The following is a 14684-nucleotide window of genomic DNA, read 5'->3' on the forward strand; positions in this document are numbered from 1 at the left end:
AGAAGCTCTGTATTCACGTTGTTCTCCATCTCCTGTCTTACCGGATCTATTAAGCCTGACTCTTTCGGATAATTTAAATTTTTAATTATTATCTTTTCTATAAATATGATTTATTCGAAGTGGGTGTATCGGTAATTAGTGAAGAGGGCGATATGGAGATTCGGCAGATCAGGTATTTCCTGGCGGTACAGGAAACCGGCAGCTTTACCAAGGCAGCAGAAAAAATGTTTGTGACCCAGCCGGCGCTCTCCACGGCGATCAAAGCGCTGGAGGAGGAGCTGGGGGCTGAGCTGCTGGTGCGCAAGCCAAAGCGGATCAGTCTGACACCGGCGGGACTACGCTTTCGCGACCGGGCGTTTGCAATCCTGGCTGAATGTAATGCGGCAAAGCGGGATTTGATGGATGTACGGGACCAGCGCCAGCTTCGGCTTGGCGTGCTGGATACCCTGAATACACCGCCGGTAAATGCATTGCTGCATGATTTTCGGATGACCTATCCGGATGTGCTGCTTCATCTGCACAGTGGCAGCAAGGGCGATCTGGCGCAAAAACTTGGCCAGGATAAGGTGGACCTGTTGATCACCTCGCTGTCCGGTGAGGAGGAATCGCACACCACGCTGCCGTTGTATCAGGAGCGCTTTGTACTCTTTGTGCACCGCCAGCACCCCCTGGCGACCCGTGCCAGTGTGCATCTGGCGGATCTGCACGAGCTGCCGTTTGTTCTGCGTAAAAACTGTGAGGTGCTAAATGAAGGCAAGCGGGTCTTCCTGTCCGAGCAAGCGCAGCCGCATCTAACCTGCCGTACTGAGGAGGATGGCTGGGCGTTGTCGATGGTGCAGAACAATCTTGCAGCTGCGATTATGGGGGAAACCATCGATGCGCCGGATGTGGTAAAGATCCCGATCGTGGATTTCGGGCTGCTGCGTACCGTGGGTTGTTTATGGCGCGCGCACAGTGATCCGCTCGGGGTAAAGCAGTTTACCGACTTTGCAGCGCAAAAAAGCTGGGCGATGGCCGTGTGAAGGTGATAATCAGCGGAGTTTGATGGGGTACCTCGAACGAGGTAGATATGGGGCTGCTGCCCCCGGCTGGCTTGGCTTTAGCGTTTTTAAGGCGGATTTTTCCGGAAGGCGTTCTGTTGATATTGATCAAGAAGCGCAGGCGCTAACGCTCTAAAGTGGGGGTATCGAATTTGGAGGTCCCTATGAGTAATCAATTTAAGGAGTTGTTGGACGCTGCGCGCAAACAGGACGAGCCACAGCGTTTACTGTTCCTTTTTGCCCAGATTGAGAAGCTGGACAGTAAAAAGCATAAGCAGCGTCAGCATGGCTCTGTTGTACCTTTGATGTGTGTAGATAAGCTGCCTGCCGATCTGACAGACTTTGCCGCGCTGGCAGCGGAAGCCGACCAGGTATCAGCGGATTGGGATTTTATGCTTGCGGCCGGTTTGCCGGGTAAGAATGGGCTGCCGCCATCGACCGATGATGCCGAGCCGCATCTGAACAAGATGGCCAATGACCTGATGATGGGAGCTGATCTGTCCCGTTATGTGATTTTTGATCGACAGGGGAACCCGGTTGCCATGCAGGCAAACTGATTTGCCCTTTGCGATTGCTTGGCGCGTAGCCCGGAAGAACTCCGGGCTTTTTTGTGCCTGACTATATATGGCTGATAGGCGTGTTGGACTCAGATCCCTTTACGCTTCAGGCCCGCGTCCGCCATGATGCGTGTGGCGATCTCTTCAATGGAGAAGGTGGTGGTGTTGATGCTGCGAATACCTTCCTCACGGAAGATTCGCTCAACCACGCGTACTTCGGTGTCACACTGATCCAGAGATGCGTAGCGGCTGTTTGGGCGACGCTCCTGACGGATTGCAGACAGCTGGAAGGGTTCGATCGTGAGACCATACAACTTGTCGCGGTGTACCTCGAGAAACTCCGGCAGCTTTTCGTGATGAATGTCATCTTCAGTCAGTGGGTAGTTGGCCGCGCGGATACCGTACTGCATTGCCATGTAGAGGCAGGTTGGCGTTTTACCGCTGCGGGAAACACCCAGCAAAATGATATCGGCACGGTCATATTGCTGAATACGGCCGCCGTCGTCGTTGTCCAGCGCGTAGTTTACCGAGTCGATACGATCCTTGTATTTGTTCACTTCACCGATCGCATGAGAGCCACCAACGGAGTACGAGGAACGGGTTTGCAGTTCGTTTTCCAGCGGATTAAGGAAGGTGGAGAACACATCGATCTTAAAGCCATCACTCTGGCTCAGAATGCGACGAATCTCTTCATTGACGATGGTATCGAAGATGATAGGACGGGCACCGTCTGCCGTACAGGCATCGTTGATCTGCTTAATGGCTGCTTCTGCCTTGGGCACATTGTCGATGTAAGGCAGCGTGACTTTTTCGAAGGTTATCTCTTCAAACTGTGCCAACAGGCTGTTGCCCAGTGCTTCGGCGGTGATACCGGTACCGTCAGAGATAAAGAATGCAGTGCGTTTATTCATAAGTGTGTGCCGTACGTCTCAATCCTTAGTGGACGGCACTATAGCAGATTTGCCATTCGAACCGAATTGACCCATGCCGTGGAGAGCATGGGCCTCAATCGGGCGTGTTAGACGTCGCCGGTGTATTCGCCACGTGCCGGGTAGTTGTTGGCGATGGCAAAGTCGAGCGCGCCGATTAGTTCTGAGAAATGTGGACGCACAAACGGCATGGTCTGAACGGAACCGTAGTAAAGGGTCTGCTCAGGGGTCACCAAAAACAGGCCAGGCTCCGAGAACAGTGCCGGCTCTTCAATGCCAATAGAAGTTTTGCCGCGGGAGGTGGAGATAAACAACCCCCACTCTTTGGCTTTGTTCAGGTCCAGGCCGTAGCCGATGCGCAGGTTTTCAGCGCCGATTTTCTCCTGCATCGCGCGTGCGCGCTCTTCCGTATCGGAGCTGATCGCGATGGTGCTGACACCACGTTTGGCGAACTCTTCTGCCAGTTTCTCGAACTCTTTCAGGTAGGTGGCACAGATAGGGCAGTGCAGTCCGCGGTAGAAGCAGATTACGGTGCCGCGCTCGGAGTTTTCGCTGGCGAGCTCAAAGCGGGCCTGGTCCAGGGTGTCGACGCTCAGGTCGGGGGTTTTCTGGCGTGGAGTAAGCATGTGGCTGATCCTCAAAATAAATACGGTACCTATGGTTGTTTTAAAGCCTAGCAGGGCGTACTGTTATAAAAATCTCAAATATATGATCCAAGCATCGAAATGAGCCGATTTGACCGATTATCCGCATTGATTTCCCGTTTTTCTCTCTCGGTGATTCCAGAGCAGGGAGGGGCAGCAAACCTGCTGGTGTTATGTGATGGTGATGCAGACCTGCCTACACGGGTGTTGTTGTCACCCCTGCAAGTGATCGAGCTGCCTGATGAGCTGAACGAAGCCCATGTAATGTTTAGGGCGTGCACTGATTGGGGAGGGCACGCCAATCCGTTGTTGTCGGCGTTACCGGACTTGATGGAGCTGGATATATCCAGCAACGCGGAAACCGTGATGCTGGTGCGCCTTTTGAAAGCGGAGAGCGAAGCACAGCGATGTGGTTATGGTTCTGTACTCAATCGCCTGGGTGAAGTGTTGATGGTGCGCTTACTGCGCGCGCAGATCCAACTGGGCGCAACCGAGCCGGGTGTGCTGAGCGGGTTGGCTGATCCGCGCATCAGTCGTGCGATCGTTGCAATCCATGAACGACCTGACAAATCCTGGCGCAATGAAGAGCTGGCCCAGGTTGCCGGCTTATCACTCAGTCGCTTTGCCGAACTGTTTGTACAGGTGGTGGGTGAGACACCGATGGCCTATCTGCGTCGCTGGCGCATGGTGCTGGCGCGTCAGGATGTGGAACGGGGTGAACGCATTCAGACGGTGGCGCGTCGCTACGGTTATGGCTCCGGTGAAGCCTTGAGTCGCGCATTCCGTCGTCAGTTTGGTGAAAGCCCATTGGCACTGCGCCGGGAAGCCGCAGCCGCTAACTAACAGAGGAAATGGATATGTCGGAGATTAAGTTCTCACAGGAAGAGAAATCGCTGCTGGTTTCTAAGTTAAAGCGTTACTTCGATGACGAATTGGATCAGGAGCTGGGGCAATTCGATGCAGAGTTTCTGTTGGATTTTATCTCCAGGGAGTTGGGTGCGTATTACTACAACCGTGGGTTGGCAGATGCCCGGACTGTGGTGCAGAGCCGGTTAGATCAGATTGATGATGCGATCTATGAGATCGAAAAACCAACGGATTTGTCCCGTTGAATCAATTCAGTAGAATGGATAGTAGCCAAACAGACGTTTAGTTTGAGATGGGTTTGATTGATCTGTACCAACCCAGTTGTAAATTGTTCTCATCTTTTTTCTTAAACTGAAGTATTATTTGGCCCTCATAACGATAATCGGAACATGATTTAAGCACGAGCGAGTGGGAGAAAATCAGAGTGCAGGATTACGTACTGCGCCTTGACCAGGTGGGCATGAATGATGTCGAAACGGTCGGTGGTAAGAACGCGTCACTGGGTGAGATGATCAGCCAGCTGAGTAGCGCGGGCGTTAAGGTACCAAATGGATTTGCGACTACAGCCGAGGCTTTCCGTGACTTCCTGAAGCACGGTGGGCTGGAAGAGAAAATCAATCAAACTCTGAAATCTCTGGACGCGGACAACGTCATTGAGCTGGCTGATACCGGCAAAATGATTCGCGGCTGGATTATGGATGCGCCTTTCCAGCCAGCGCTGGATCAGGCGATCGAAACCGCATTTACCGAAATGTGCGGTGATAACCCTAATCTGTCAGTAGCTGTGCGCTCGTCCGCGACCGCAGAAGACCTGCCAGATGCCTCCTTCGCAGGTCAGCAGGAAACCTTCCTGAATATCCGTGGCCTGGACAACGTAAAACACGCGATCAAAGAGGTATTTGCATCCCTCTACAACGACCGCGCGATCTCCTACCGTGTACACCAGGGCTTCGAGCACAGCGAAGTGGCTCTGTCTGCAGGTATCCAGCGCATGGTGCGCAGTGAAACTGCAGCGTCCGGCGTTATGTTCACCATCGACACCGAATCCGGTTTCCCACACGTAGCCTTCATTACTTCGGCCTACGGTTTGGGTGAAACCGTGGTACAGGGTGCAGTGAACCCGGATGAATTCTACGTTTACAAGCCAACGTTGCAGATGGGGGCACCAGCGATCCTGCGCCGCAACCTGGGTGCGAAAGCGATCAAGATGGTGTACACCAATGACGCCAGTGCGGGTAACGCGGTTGAGACCGTGAGCGTACCGGTTGAGCAGCGTAACCAGTTCTCCATCAACGATGAAGATGTGCAGGAACTGGCGCGTCTGGCTGTGATTATCGAAAAACACTACGGCCGTCCGATGGATATCGAATGGGCGAAGGACGGTGATGATGGTGGTCTGTACATCGTTCAGGCACGTCCTGAGACTGTTAAGAGCCGTGACAAGAGCACTGTGATTGAGCGTTACCTGCTGAAAGAAACCGGCAAGTGCTTGGTAGAAGGTCGTTCTATCGGCCATCGTATCGGTTCCGGTCCGGTTCGCATCGTTCACGACATCTCTGAAATGCACCTGGTACAGCCCGGTGAAGTGCTGGTAACCGACATGACCGATCCTGATTGGGAGCCGGTGATGAAGAAGGCAGCAGCGATTGTTACAAACCGTGGTGGCCGTACCTGTCACGCCGCTATCATCGCGCGTGAGCTGGGTATTCCGGCGATCGTAGGTTGTGGCGACGCGACTGAAGTACTGAAAGATGAGCAGGTTGTCACCGTTTCCTGTGCGGAAGGTGATACCGGCCGTGCGTACGAAGGTCAGCTGGACTTCGAACACCAGACCAACAACGTTGAATCTATGCCGAACCTGCCGTTCGACATCATGATGAACGTGGGTAATCCGGATCGTGCTTTCGATTTCCAGTCACTGCCAAACTCCGGTGTCGGCCTGGCGCGTCTGGAATTCATCATCAACCGTATGATCGGTGTGCACCCGAAAGCGCTGCTGAACTTTGACGAGCAGTCCCGCGATCTGCGTCAGACCATCGAACGTCGTATCGCCGGTTACGGTGATCCGGTTGAGTTCTACGTTGAACGTCTGGTGGAAGGTATCTCCACCCTGGCCGCTGCGTTCTATCCGAAGAAAGTGATCGTACGTATGTCGGACTTCAAGTCCAACGAATATGGTCACCTGATCGGTGGTGAACACTACGAGCCGAGCGAAGAGACCCCGATGCTGGGCTTCCGCGGTGCGACTCGTTACATCTCCGAAGATTTTCGTGACTGCTTCGAGCTGGAATGCCGTGCACTGAAGAAAGTACGCGATGAGATGCGTTTCACCAACGTTGAGATCATGGTGCCGTTCGTTCGCACCGTGGGTGAAGCCCGTCAGGTTGTAGATCTGCTGGCAGAGAATGGCCTGAAGCGTGGTGAGAACGGTCTGCGTGTCATCATGATGTGTGAGATCCCATCCAACGCACTGCTGGCTGACCAGTTCCTGGAGTACTTCGATGGTTTCTCCATCGGTTCCAACGACCTGACTCAGCTGACTCTGGGTCTGGACCGTGACTCCGGTGTAATTGCGCACCTGTTCGATGAGCGAGATGACGCCGTTAAGCAACTGCTGGAGATGGCGATCGATGCCTGCCGTGCGCAGGGTAAATACATCGGTATCTGTGGTCAGGGACCGTCCGATCATCCGGATCTGGCACACTGGCTGATGGAAAAAGGGATCAGCTCTGTATCCCTCAACCCGGATTCCGTACTGGATACCTGGTTCTTCCTCTCCAACAGCGAAAACGACTAAACGTTCTCTCTGCAAACAGCCGCCCACCGGGCGGCTGTTTTGTTTCTGGTCTCTCTTTTCCCATTTTTCGCCTTTTGGCGGCTTTCTGCTTCGTCGGCTATGTTGATTAGAACAATCAAAGCCAAAGAGGAGCGGCGGTAATGGGTGATCACGTTTACAAAAAAGTCGAAGTGGTAGGATCTTCCACGGTCAGTATTGATGATGCGATTGCACAGGGGATTGAACGGACTTCAAAAACCGTGAACCACGTTGAATGGTTTGAAGTGCAGGAAATTCGTGGTCATGTGGAAGATGGCAAGGTGGGCCATTACCAGGTGGTGATGAAGGTTGGGTTCAGGCTGGATTGAGCCAAGGAGTATTGTGTTGGGCAATACCGATTCGCGGATTGGCCAACCTACATATCTCTAACCTGTAGGTTGGCCTTCGCGAAGCGAAGCCCAACAATGAATGGCTCTTACCGCAGATAGTTCTTGCTGATGTAGCGGAACTTCTCGTTGTTTGCGGTTTGCAGCCATTCAAATGCAACCATCTCGCGGCTCACGATGTAGATGCCCGCCTGGCGCATGCGTTGCAGTGCCAGCTCTTTATCTTTCGGGTTGCGGGAAGAGACGCAATCCTCAACCACGTACACTTCGCGTGCCTGCTGTTTCAGCTGCAGACAGGTCTGCAATACACATACGTGTGATTCGGTGCCGGCAACGATTACCTGGCCCGGACGAATTGCATTGATCTTCTCGTTACAGGTCGGATCGGACATGCAGGAGAAGCTCATTTTCTCCATAAAGCCATCTTTTGGCAGTACATCCAGCAGTGCTTCTGCGGTACCACCCAGACCTTGAGGGTACTGCTCTGATGTCAGCACCGGGATCTCCAGATGGTTGGCGATCTCGGCCAACCAGCGGGTGTTTTCTACAACTGCTTCGCCTTCGTGGATCGCTGGCAGCAATTTTTCCTGCAGGTCGATCACCAGCAGGCAGGATTTGTTTGGTTGAATCAGCATTATCTTTCTCCCTCTGATTGCCGCTCAGGATAACCTCAGGCAACCGCGCTGGCTATGCCTGTGATTGATCTTTTTGCCTGAGGAACAATAGATAACTTACCAGTGTGAGTGTGCCCATAATGGCGATGGCAACGGTCATTACAAGAGGTGTATCGCTATACATGTGACCGACGATAATCCCGACGGTTGCAGCAAAAACAGCCTGCAGGAATCCAAGCAGCGAAGATGCGGTACCCGCGATATCGGAAAACGGTGCCAGTGCGCCGCCCATGGACAGTGGCATTACCATGCCTACCCCCACCATGAACAGCACCTGAGTTGCGATCAGCCAGCCAAGTGTGTCTTTCTGCAGCAGTGACGGCACGGCCATTGCAATACCTGCGATGGTAGCGATGATCGCACCTTGCAGCAGCATCTTGCGTTGACCCACATACACGCTGAAGCGTTGCACCAATTGGGTACCGATCACATATCCGCACACCACCATGGTGAAGTAAAAACCGAAATGCTCTTCTGCCACGCCGAAGAAGTTGATCAGTACAAAGGATGAAGCCGAGAGGAAGCAGAACAGGCCGGAATACACAAAGCTGCACGTCAGGGTGAAACCTACATACTCCCGGTGACTTAGCAGTCGTGAGTAGGAGTTTAAGACGCTGCTCAAGTTAAAGGGCTTCTTGTACTCCTCTTTCAGGCTTTCCTGAACTTTCATTCCGTAGATCGCCATCAGGACAAAGCCGAAAAATGCCAAGAATAGGAAAATTGCCTGCCAATCAAACCAGATTATCAGACCGCCGCCGAGTATCGGTGCTACAGCAGGGGCCAAGGCCATAATGGTACCGATTAAAGCAAGGACCGGGGCCGCTTTCTCGGGTCCGTGAATATCACGCACCATAGTACGGCCGAGTACCGGTCCGCCACAGGCTCCCAGTGCCTGTACAAAGCGGAACGCCATCAGTTGTTCGACGGTGGTTGCCATTGCACACCCAATGGAAGCCAGAGAGAAAATAGCCAATCCCGCCATCATAATAGGCTTGCGGCCATATCGATCCGCAAGAGGGCCGTACACCAACTGTGCCAGGGCAAAGCCTGCAAAAAACACCGACAGGGTGAGCTGCATCTGGTCGACACTGGTATCCAAATCGTCGGTCATGCGTGGCAGAGCAGGGAGGTACATATCTGTTGATAGCGGGCCTAGTGCAACAGATGCAGCAAGGGTGAGGATCGTGGCGAGGGAGTGGGGTGAAAACATTAAAGCTCCGAAGTCATACAGCAGACAGATGCAGGCGACAGGTTATACCACTGTTTTCAAAAAAAAAGCAGGCTCATATGGCCTGCTACCAAAGGGCAAAGTAAATTTTTTGTATCAGAATCGCTGCAAGCTCCCGGATACTGAGGCAGTCATGCGCTGTTCTGATTTTGGAACAGTGCGTCGCAATGCTGCGTGGGCCGGTGAGAGTAGCTGTTTCAGTTCTTCTAAATCGCTTTATTAAGCCCGGCGACTGGCGTGTGATAAGTATCAGATTCTGTGTGTTGATCTTATGTGATACGTAAAAATATACAAAAATAAAAATAATGTGTCATTATTGAAAGGTTGTGTATTCAGATCCAAAAATTTATGCCGGATGCTGCACTCCTTGGCTCTCTGGTGTTGGTTGGTGAAAGAGTTGTGTGCCACCAATAGCTGAGAGAGTAAGGGTATGTACTTATGTGTGGCTGTGGTATAAGACGGTAGTCCCTCTTGAGCCTGGAGAAATATGGAATGAAAGTTTACGCCATCGACGGAATTACACCGGTTGTTGATCCAACTGCATATGTGCATCCTACCGCAGTGTTGATTGGTGATGTGATTGTTGGTCCACGCTGTTATGTGGGGCCTGCGGCCTGTCTGCGTGGTGACTTCGGTCGTCTGATTCTGAAAGAGGGGGCAAATATTCAGGATACCTGTGTCATGCACGGCTTTCCCAACAGCGATACCGTAGTGGAAGAGGACGGTCACATCGGGCACGGCGCGGTACTGCACGGGTGTACCATCAAGAAAAATGCCTTGGTGGGTATGAACGCAGTCATTATGGATGGTGCTGTGGTAGGTGAATCCTCCATTGTGGCAGCAATGGGATTTGTTAAAGCCAAGTTTGAGGTGCCGGACCGTACGCTGGTGGCAGGGTCCCCGGCTAAGGTGATTCGTGAACTGTCCGAGGGTGAAATCTCTTGGAAGAGTGCGGGTACACGCCAGTATCAGGACCTGGCCGTACGCAGCCTGAATACCATGGAAGAAGTTGATGCGCTGACTGAAGTCGAACCGGACCGTAAGCGTTTGAGTATCGATGTCGAGGAAGTTATTCCGTTGTACAAACTGAAAGAACAGCAAGCGAACAAAGGGGAGTAACGCGCCCACCTGCAATGCAAATGCCTCAAAACACTGCTATACAAAGCTAGGGAGCGCCATTCCGGTGGCTCCCAAAACTTTTCAAAACGCTACATAAGGATTTTGTGATGTTTGGCTTTGAAATAACAGTGGGCGTCATTTTGATCTTCGCCCTCGCGTTGATCTTTTCCGGTGTGAAGATGGTACCGCAAGGGTACAACTGGACGGTCGAGCGTTTCGGGCGTTACACCCGTACAATCACTCCCGGACTACACCTCATTATTCCCGTCATTGACAAGATCGGCAGTAAAGAGAACATGATGGAGCAGGTTCTCGATGTGCCGCCACAGGAAGTGATCAGTTCCGATAACGCGCAGGTCACCACCGATGCGGTCTGTTTCTTTCAGATTTTGGACGCAGCAAAAGCCTCCTATGAGGTAAACGATCTCTATCGTGCGATGCAGAATCTGGTGATGACCAATATCCGTGCCGTGCTGGGTTCGATGGAGCTGGATGCAATGCTCTCCAACCGTGATGCGATCAACAGCCAGTTGCTGACAAAAGTGGATGAAGCGACCGATCCATGGGGAGTGAAAGTGACGCGTGTAGAGATCCGTGATATTTCACCGCCGCAGGATCTGGTAGATGCGATGGCAAACCAGATGAAAGCCGAACGTGAGAAGCGTGCTGCGGTATTGCAGGCAGAAGGCGAGCGTGAGGCAGCGATCAAAGTGGCAGAAGGTCAACGGCAGGCACAGATCCTGATTGCCGAAGGTGAAAAAGAAGCTGCTTTCCGTGAAGCAGAGGCGCGCGAGCGAGCGGCCGAAGCGGAAGCCAAAGCTACACAGGTCGTATCTGATGCAATCTCTCAGGGTAACCCGCAGGCTCTGAACTACTTCGTGGCACAGAAATATGTGGAAGCATTGGGGCAGATCGCGTCTGCCGAAAACGAAAAGGTGGTGTTAATGCCGCTGGAGGCGGGTAATGTGATCGGCTCTGTTGCAGGTATCAGCGAAATGCTGAACTCTGTGAAGAAGTAACGGGAACCGATGGGAATGATGGAGAATCCAGTTGTTTGATGCGATTACCTTGTGGCACTGGCTGACGCTGGCGGTTGTGCTGTTGATTCTTGAAGTGCTTGGCACCAGTGGGTTCCTGCTGGGGATTGCTGTTGCCGCATTGGCGATGGCGGGCGTGGTTGCGCTGGATCTCACTCCGGCCTGGCAGCATCAACTGTTGCTGTTTTCTCTGCTAGCGGTGATTTTTACGCTGCTCTACTGGAAGGTATTTCGTCGTTTTAACGATCGCTCTGCTGAGCCGCTACTTAACGATCGTGCCGCACAGCTCGTCGGACGGCGTCTGGTGTTGGACGATACGCTGGTGGGCGGTCAGGGCAGAGTACGCATTGGTGATACGTTGTGGAAAGCGGAAGCGGATGAGGAGCTGTCCGCGGGGACCTCGGTTGAGGTATGGGCCAGTGAAGGGATGACCCTGAAGGTTCGCGCGATCGACTAACCGTTATAACAGCCCTGTCGCTGCAGGGCTGTCTTCTCTTGAATGACTTCTTTTCTCTTAGTGCTCTGAAACAGCTTCTTTCTGCGTGCTCTCATTTGTCGTGGAGGACGCAATGACCTGAAGTGGTGAGCCGCTTTCGTCATTCTGATAAAAGTGTGGCCAGTATTGCTGCACCACCCCACCTTTTGAATCCATGGTGTGACACATATCCAGCATCGGTGGTTTTTGATCGCCGTCGGTCCAGCCTTCCTGAACTTCACGTTCGTGGTGGGTGGCCTGGTAAGCCGTGGTGGCAACCGGACCCAATAGTTCGAGCAGGTGTGTGCAGCCGTTTACGCCACCGAACATCTCACGGGTCAGCTTGGTAAAGCCCGGCTTGATCTGAACTCCAATAAGGCGCTTATAGCTGTCCGCAATGCTTGGGCAGCCCTTGAACGGTGTGGCATCCATACTGGCGGCGACATCCAGGATATTCAGATCCAGGTCGATGGTGAGGCGTATCGCCATGCTATGCACCGGTTCGCCTGCAGGCAGAATACCGTCATCCCGGTCTTTCAGTTCAATCGGCATGTTTTTGGTATCAAGCAGGTGGCCTTCGATATCCCAAAGTCCGTCCTCCCGTTTGTAGCCTTCACAAACGACACGACGGGTGTGTTGCTGGACACGGTTGGCAGGGCTTGGCAGTGGCATGGTTCTTAATCTCTGTACGGAATGAAAGTAAGCCGCACACTATTATGTGGCGGCTTTGTTTAGCCGGAATGACGTTGTGGTTTAATCGAGCAGTGCGAGCATCTCGTCAACGCGGGTGAATTTCTCGCGTGGTTTGTCGCCTTCGGCGCGCTCGATCTCTGCGTTGTTGATGATTTGCCAATCTGCGTAGGATACGGAACGCACGTGGCGCTTATCCAGCAGGGCGGCAATTTGATCAAAACCAGGCTTGGTACTGGCTTCGGAATTTGCGTCCAGATCAGAAATAATCTGTTTGGCGACGGTCATGGCTTCAGCACGGTTGGCAGGAATAACACCCTGCGGGCCTCGCTTGCACCAACCGGAGGTGTAAACGTTCTGCTCTACGCGGCCATCTTCGTTACTGACGATACTGCGGCTGTGGTCAAACGGCATGCCTTCGATCGGCTCACTCTGGTAACCGATGGCGGAAATGACGGTTTGCACGTCCAGCTCGAAATATTCACCGGTGCTTTCAGCGCGACCCTCAACCATGCGGTTCTTCTCGAGTTTCAGACCCGAAACATGTCCGTCCGTCTCACTGATCTCGACCGGAGAAGCGCAGAACATGATATGCAGGCGAATTGGTTTGCTGTCCGCACTGTTTGCGCTATACGCGCGCAGGGTTTCCAGGTTCTGATTAACTGTGTTGGCACTGCGTGGATCAAAGTCATCCGGCAGGGCGGCAGGGATCTGATCTGGATCTACCAGCGTGACGCAGCTTTCCAGTTCGGCAAACTCACTCAGTTCCATGTTGGTGAAGCTGGCTTCCAGTGGTCCACGGCGGCCGATCAGATAGATGTCCTGAACAGGTGCTTTGTTGATCGCTGCAGCTGCGTTGGCGGTGATATCGGAGCTGGAGAGTTCAGACGGTGTCTTGGCAATCACGCGGGCGATATCAAGTGCCACGTTGCCGTTACCAATAATTGCGATGCCGGAGCCGTCGAGCTTTGGCTGAAGGTCCGCTTTATCCGGATGGCCGTTGTACCAAGCCACAAACTCGCCGGATCCGTAAATCCCTTCCAGTTGATCGCCGGGAATACCCAGCACACGGTCCTTCACGGCGCCAATGGTTACCGCAACCACATCGTAGTTGTCCTTAAGTTCCTGGTAGGTGATGTCAGTACCAATATGTACGTTACCCACAAAACGCACATTTTCCCGGGCAAAGGTGCGTTCTAGCTGACGTACTATATTCTTGGTGCCCTGGTGGTCAGGTGCGACACCGGCACGAACCAGCCCGAAAGGGGTTGGCAGGCGGTCAAAAACATCAACTTGTGCGTCTTTCAGCTTCTTGGCCAGCATGTCAGCGATATAGCAGCCGGATGGGCCGCTACCGATGATAGCGATGTTGGTCATTATTCTCTCTCCGGGGAAATCTGAACCGGGTGGTGTGTCCGGTATATCCGTACCGTACGCGATCCCTTGGTATCCGGTTCATTCACCAGGTAGCGGGGCAGGTCGGTATGGTTGGTATGGGTTTTGTGCGGATTAGCGGCGCTATACCCGCAGAGAGGCATCTGTTTAGAGGCCTCCAAATCGTTTATAGAAACGTGGCGCTGGTTCTGGCAACGGGCCATCGGCTGTTTCCTGGGTGGCAGACAGGTACTCTTCTGCCTTGGCCTGCACCATCCGGTAGATATTGCGTGCCAGAATGCGTGCGGATGTGCCTGCCCACTCGGCCGGCAACAGTTTCTCGGGTAGCTGTGGATCACGCAGCAGTACACGGCGGTAGTGATGAATCATCAGTGTACGCAGCTGGAAGCACTGCTCCGGGTCGAGGTCTTCAGCCGTTTCGAGGGAACGCAGGATTGGTCGGAAGCGTTCCAGGAAGGTCTGGTAGTCTTCAGACAGTTGCTGCAGGTTCCAGCATTCGTGCACCAGTTCTTTTAATGGTGCGGATGTTTGCGTGCCAATGAGTTGTGATTCCATATGGATCACTTCGTTGTTTACGCACAGTTCCTGCAGGGTGCTGTTTACCTCGGCCATATCGGCCATTGGGTGAGCCATTACGCCTGGGGAAATGTTACCAAATCCAAGCCACTCCATCTCTTTTTTGACAACTTTTCGCAGTTCTACATCCAGCTGGGTGGTAATTACCAGATCCCACTTACCATCCCACTCAGGATAGAGCTGAGCATAGATTCGGCGGAATGCGCTTTCGAATCGACGCCGGCCGGTATCTGTCAGGCTGTAGTAACTGCGGCGTCCTACCTGCGTTGAGGTTAGCCAGCCTTCCGTGGT

General features: G+C 53.1%; 16 protein-coding genes. 9 read left to right on the forward strand and 7 right to left on the reverse strand.

Going from position 1 to position 14684, the window contains the following annotated elements; translation table 11 throughout:
* The first annotated feature begins 152 nt into the window (after positions 1-152).
* Together ACEQ15_RS12790 and ACEQ15_RS12795 are read left to right on the forward strand one after the other, a co-directional pair.
* Positions 153-1022, forward strand: coding sequence for a LysR family transcriptional regulator (locus tag ACEQ15_RS12790; RefSeq protein WP_370279579.1), 870 nt, complete (start codon positions 153-155; stop codon positions 1020-1022).
* 182 nt (positions 1023-1204) lie between these two features.
* Positions 1205-1597, forward strand: coding sequence for a ribonucleotide reductase subunit alpha (locus ACEQ15_RS12795; protein ID WP_370279580.1), 393 nt, complete (start codon positions 1205-1207; stop codon positions 1595-1597).
* A gap of 89 nt (positions 1598-1686) precedes the next feature.
* Here ACEQ15_RS12795 and ACEQ15_RS12800 read toward each other — a convergent pair whose 3' ends face one another.
* Positions 1687-2508, reverse strand: coding sequence for a pyruvate, water dikinase regulatory protein (locus ACEQ15_RS12800; RefSeq protein WP_370279581.1), 822 nt, complete (start codon positions 2506-2508; stop codon positions 1687-1689).
* A gap of 107 nt (positions 2509-2615) precedes the next feature.
* Positions 2616-3152, reverse strand: a complete 537-nt coding sequence (locus ACEQ15_RS12805) for a peroxiredoxin-like family protein (protein ID WP_370279582.1) — start codon at positions 3150-3152, stop codon at positions 2616-2618.
* Between the two features lie 99 nt (positions 3153-3251).
* On the opposite strand from ACEQ15_RS12805, the gene ACEQ15_RS12810 reads away from it, so the two are divergent.
* The 4 genes from ACEQ15_RS12810 to ACEQ15_RS12825 all read left to right on the forward strand — a co-directional run bounded on the left by ACEQ15_RS12810 (position 3252) and on the right by ACEQ15_RS12825 (position 7181).
* A complete protein-coding gene (locus tag ACEQ15_RS12810; RefSeq protein WP_370279583.1) occupies positions 3252-4013 on the forward strand; it encodes an AraC family transcriptional regulator in 762 nt (253 codons plus the stop codon).
* Positions 4014-4027: 14 nt separating this feature from the next.
* Positions 4028-4282: a DUF2164 domain-containing protein gene (locus ACEQ15_RS12815; RefSeq protein ID WP_370279584.1), complete on the forward strand. Its 255-nt coding sequence runs from the start codon at positions 4028-4030 to the stop codon at positions 4280-4282.
* 179 nt (positions 4283-4461) lie between these two features.
* Entirely contained in the window at positions 4462-6834 is a 2373-nt protein-coding gene (gene ppsA / locus ACEQ15_RS12820) for a phosphoenolpyruvate synthase (protein WP_370279585.1), read from the forward strand.
* Positions 6835-6974: 140 nt separating this feature from the next.
* A complete protein-coding gene (locus ACEQ15_RS12825) occupies positions 6975-7181 on the forward strand; it encodes a dodecin (protein WP_370279586.1) in 207 nt (68 codons plus the stop codon).
* Between the two features lie 107 nt (positions 7182-7288).
* On the opposite strand, the gene ACEQ15_RS12830 is transcribed toward ACEQ15_RS12825, so the two are convergent.
* Entirely contained in the window at positions 7289-7834 is a 546-nt protein-coding gene (locus tag ACEQ15_RS12830; RefSeq protein ID WP_370279587.1) for a hydrolase, read from the reverse strand.
* A 52-nt stretch (positions 7835-7886) separates the two neighbouring features.
* On the reverse strand, positions 7887-9083 hold the full coding sequence (locus ACEQ15_RS12835; protein WP_370279588.1) for a Bcr/CflA family multidrug efflux MFS transporter: 1197 nt from the start codon (positions 9081-9083) through the stop codon (positions 7887-7889).
* Between the two features lie 510 nt (positions 9084-9593).
* Between ACEQ15_RS12835 and paaY the strand changes: the two genes are divergently transcribed.
* The 3 genes from paaY to ACEQ15_RS12850 all read left to right on the forward strand — a co-directional run bounded on the left by paaY (position 9594) and on the right by ACEQ15_RS12850 (position 11714).
* Positions 9594-10220: a phenylacetic acid degradation protein PaaY gene (gene paaY / locus ACEQ15_RS12840; protein WP_370279589.1), complete on the forward strand. Its 627-nt coding sequence runs from the start codon at positions 9594-9596 to the stop codon at positions 10218-10220.
* 107 nt (positions 10221-10327) lie between these two features.
* Complete coding sequence (locus ACEQ15_RS12845; RefSeq protein WP_370279590.1) at positions 10328-11239, forward strand: SPFH domain-containing protein; 912 nt, start codon at positions 10328-10330, stop codon at positions 11237-11239.
* 31 nt (positions 11240-11270) lie between these two features.
* A complete protein-coding gene (locus ACEQ15_RS12850) occupies positions 11271-11714 on the forward strand; it encodes an NfeD family protein (RefSeq protein WP_370279591.1) in 444 nt (147 codons plus the stop codon).
* A gap of 57 nt (positions 11715-11771) precedes the next feature.
* Here the strand turns inward: ACEQ15_RS12850 and ACEQ15_RS12855 are convergent, their stop codons facing one another.
* From ACEQ15_RS12855 to ACEQ15_RS12865, 3 genes are all read right to left on the reverse strand, one after another.
* Positions 11772-12404 (reverse strand): DUF2889 domain-containing protein, encoded by a 633-nt coding sequence (locus ACEQ15_RS12855; RefSeq protein ID WP_370279592.1) that lies wholly within the window; start codon positions 12402-12404, stop codon positions 11772-11774.
* Between the two features lie 81 nt (positions 12405-12485).
* Positions 12486-13799: an FAD-dependent oxidoreductase gene (locus ACEQ15_RS12860; protein ID WP_370279593.1), complete on the reverse strand. Its 1314-nt coding sequence runs from the start codon at positions 13797-13799 to the stop codon at positions 12486-12488.
* A gap of 165 nt (positions 13800-13964) precedes the next feature.
* Positions 13965-14684: PaaX family transcriptional regulator C-terminal domain-containing protein (locus tag ACEQ15_RS12865; RefSeq protein ID WP_370279594.1), on the reverse strand; the 720-nt coding region annotated here is incomplete at its 5' end.

It is taken from the genome of Pontibacterium sp., from assembly GCF_964228735.1.
GTDB lineage: Bacteria > Pseudomonadota > Gammaproteobacteria > Pseudomonadales > Balneatricaceae > Pontibacterium.

Excerpts from the sequence above, each read along its gene's own strand:
- ACEQ15_RS12790 (WP_370279579.1), top strand. The coding sequence starts at position 153 with ATGGAGATTCGGCAGATCAGGTATTTCCTGGCGGTACAGGAAACCGGC.
- ACEQ15_RS12795 (WP_370279580.1), top strand. The coding sequence starts at position 1,205 with ATGAGTAATCAATTTAAGGAGTTGTTGGACGCTGCGCGCAAACAGGAC.
- ACEQ15_RS12800 (WP_370279581.1), bottom strand. The coding sequence starts at position 2,508 with ATGAATAAACGCACTGCATTCTTTATCTCTGACGGTACCGGTATCACC.
- ACEQ15_RS12805 (WP_370279582.1), bottom strand. The coding sequence starts at position 3,152 with ATGCTTACTCCACGCCAGAAAACCCCCGACCTGAGCGTCGACACCCTG.
- ACEQ15_RS12810 (WP_370279583.1), top strand. The coding sequence starts at position 3,252 with ATGAGCCGATTTGACCGATTATCCGCATTGATTTCCCGTTTTTCTCTC.
- ACEQ15_RS12815 (WP_370279584.1), top strand. The coding sequence starts at position 4,028 with ATGTCGGAGATTAAGTTCTCACAGGAAGAGAAATCGCTGCTGGTTTCT.
- ACEQ15_RS12825 (WP_370279586.1), top strand. The coding sequence starts at position 6,975 with ATGGGTGATCACGTTTACAAAAAAGTCGAAGTGGTAGGATCTTCCACG.
- ACEQ15_RS12830 (WP_370279587.1), bottom strand. The coding sequence starts at position 7,834 with ATGCTGATTCAACCAAACAAATCCTGCCTGCTGGTGATCGACCTGCAG.
- ACEQ15_RS12835 (WP_370279588.1), bottom strand. The coding sequence starts at position 9,083 with ATGTTTTCACCCCACTCCCTCGCCACGATCCTCACCCTTGCTGCATCT.
- paaY (WP_370279589.1), top strand. The coding sequence starts at position 9,594 with ATGAAAGTTTACGCCATCGACGGAATTACACCGGTTGTTGATCCAACT.
- ACEQ15_RS12845 (WP_370279590.1), top strand. The coding sequence starts at position 10,328 with ATGTTTGGCTTTGAAATAACAGTGGGCGTCATTTTGATCTTCGCCCTC.
- ACEQ15_RS12855 (WP_370279592.1), bottom strand. The coding sequence starts at position 12,404 with ATGCCACTGCCAAGCCCTGCCAACCGTGTCCAGCAACACACCCGTCGT.
- ACEQ15_RS12860 (WP_370279593.1), bottom strand. The coding sequence starts at position 13,799 with ATGACCAACATCGCTATCATCGGTAGCGGCCCATCCGGCTGCTATATC.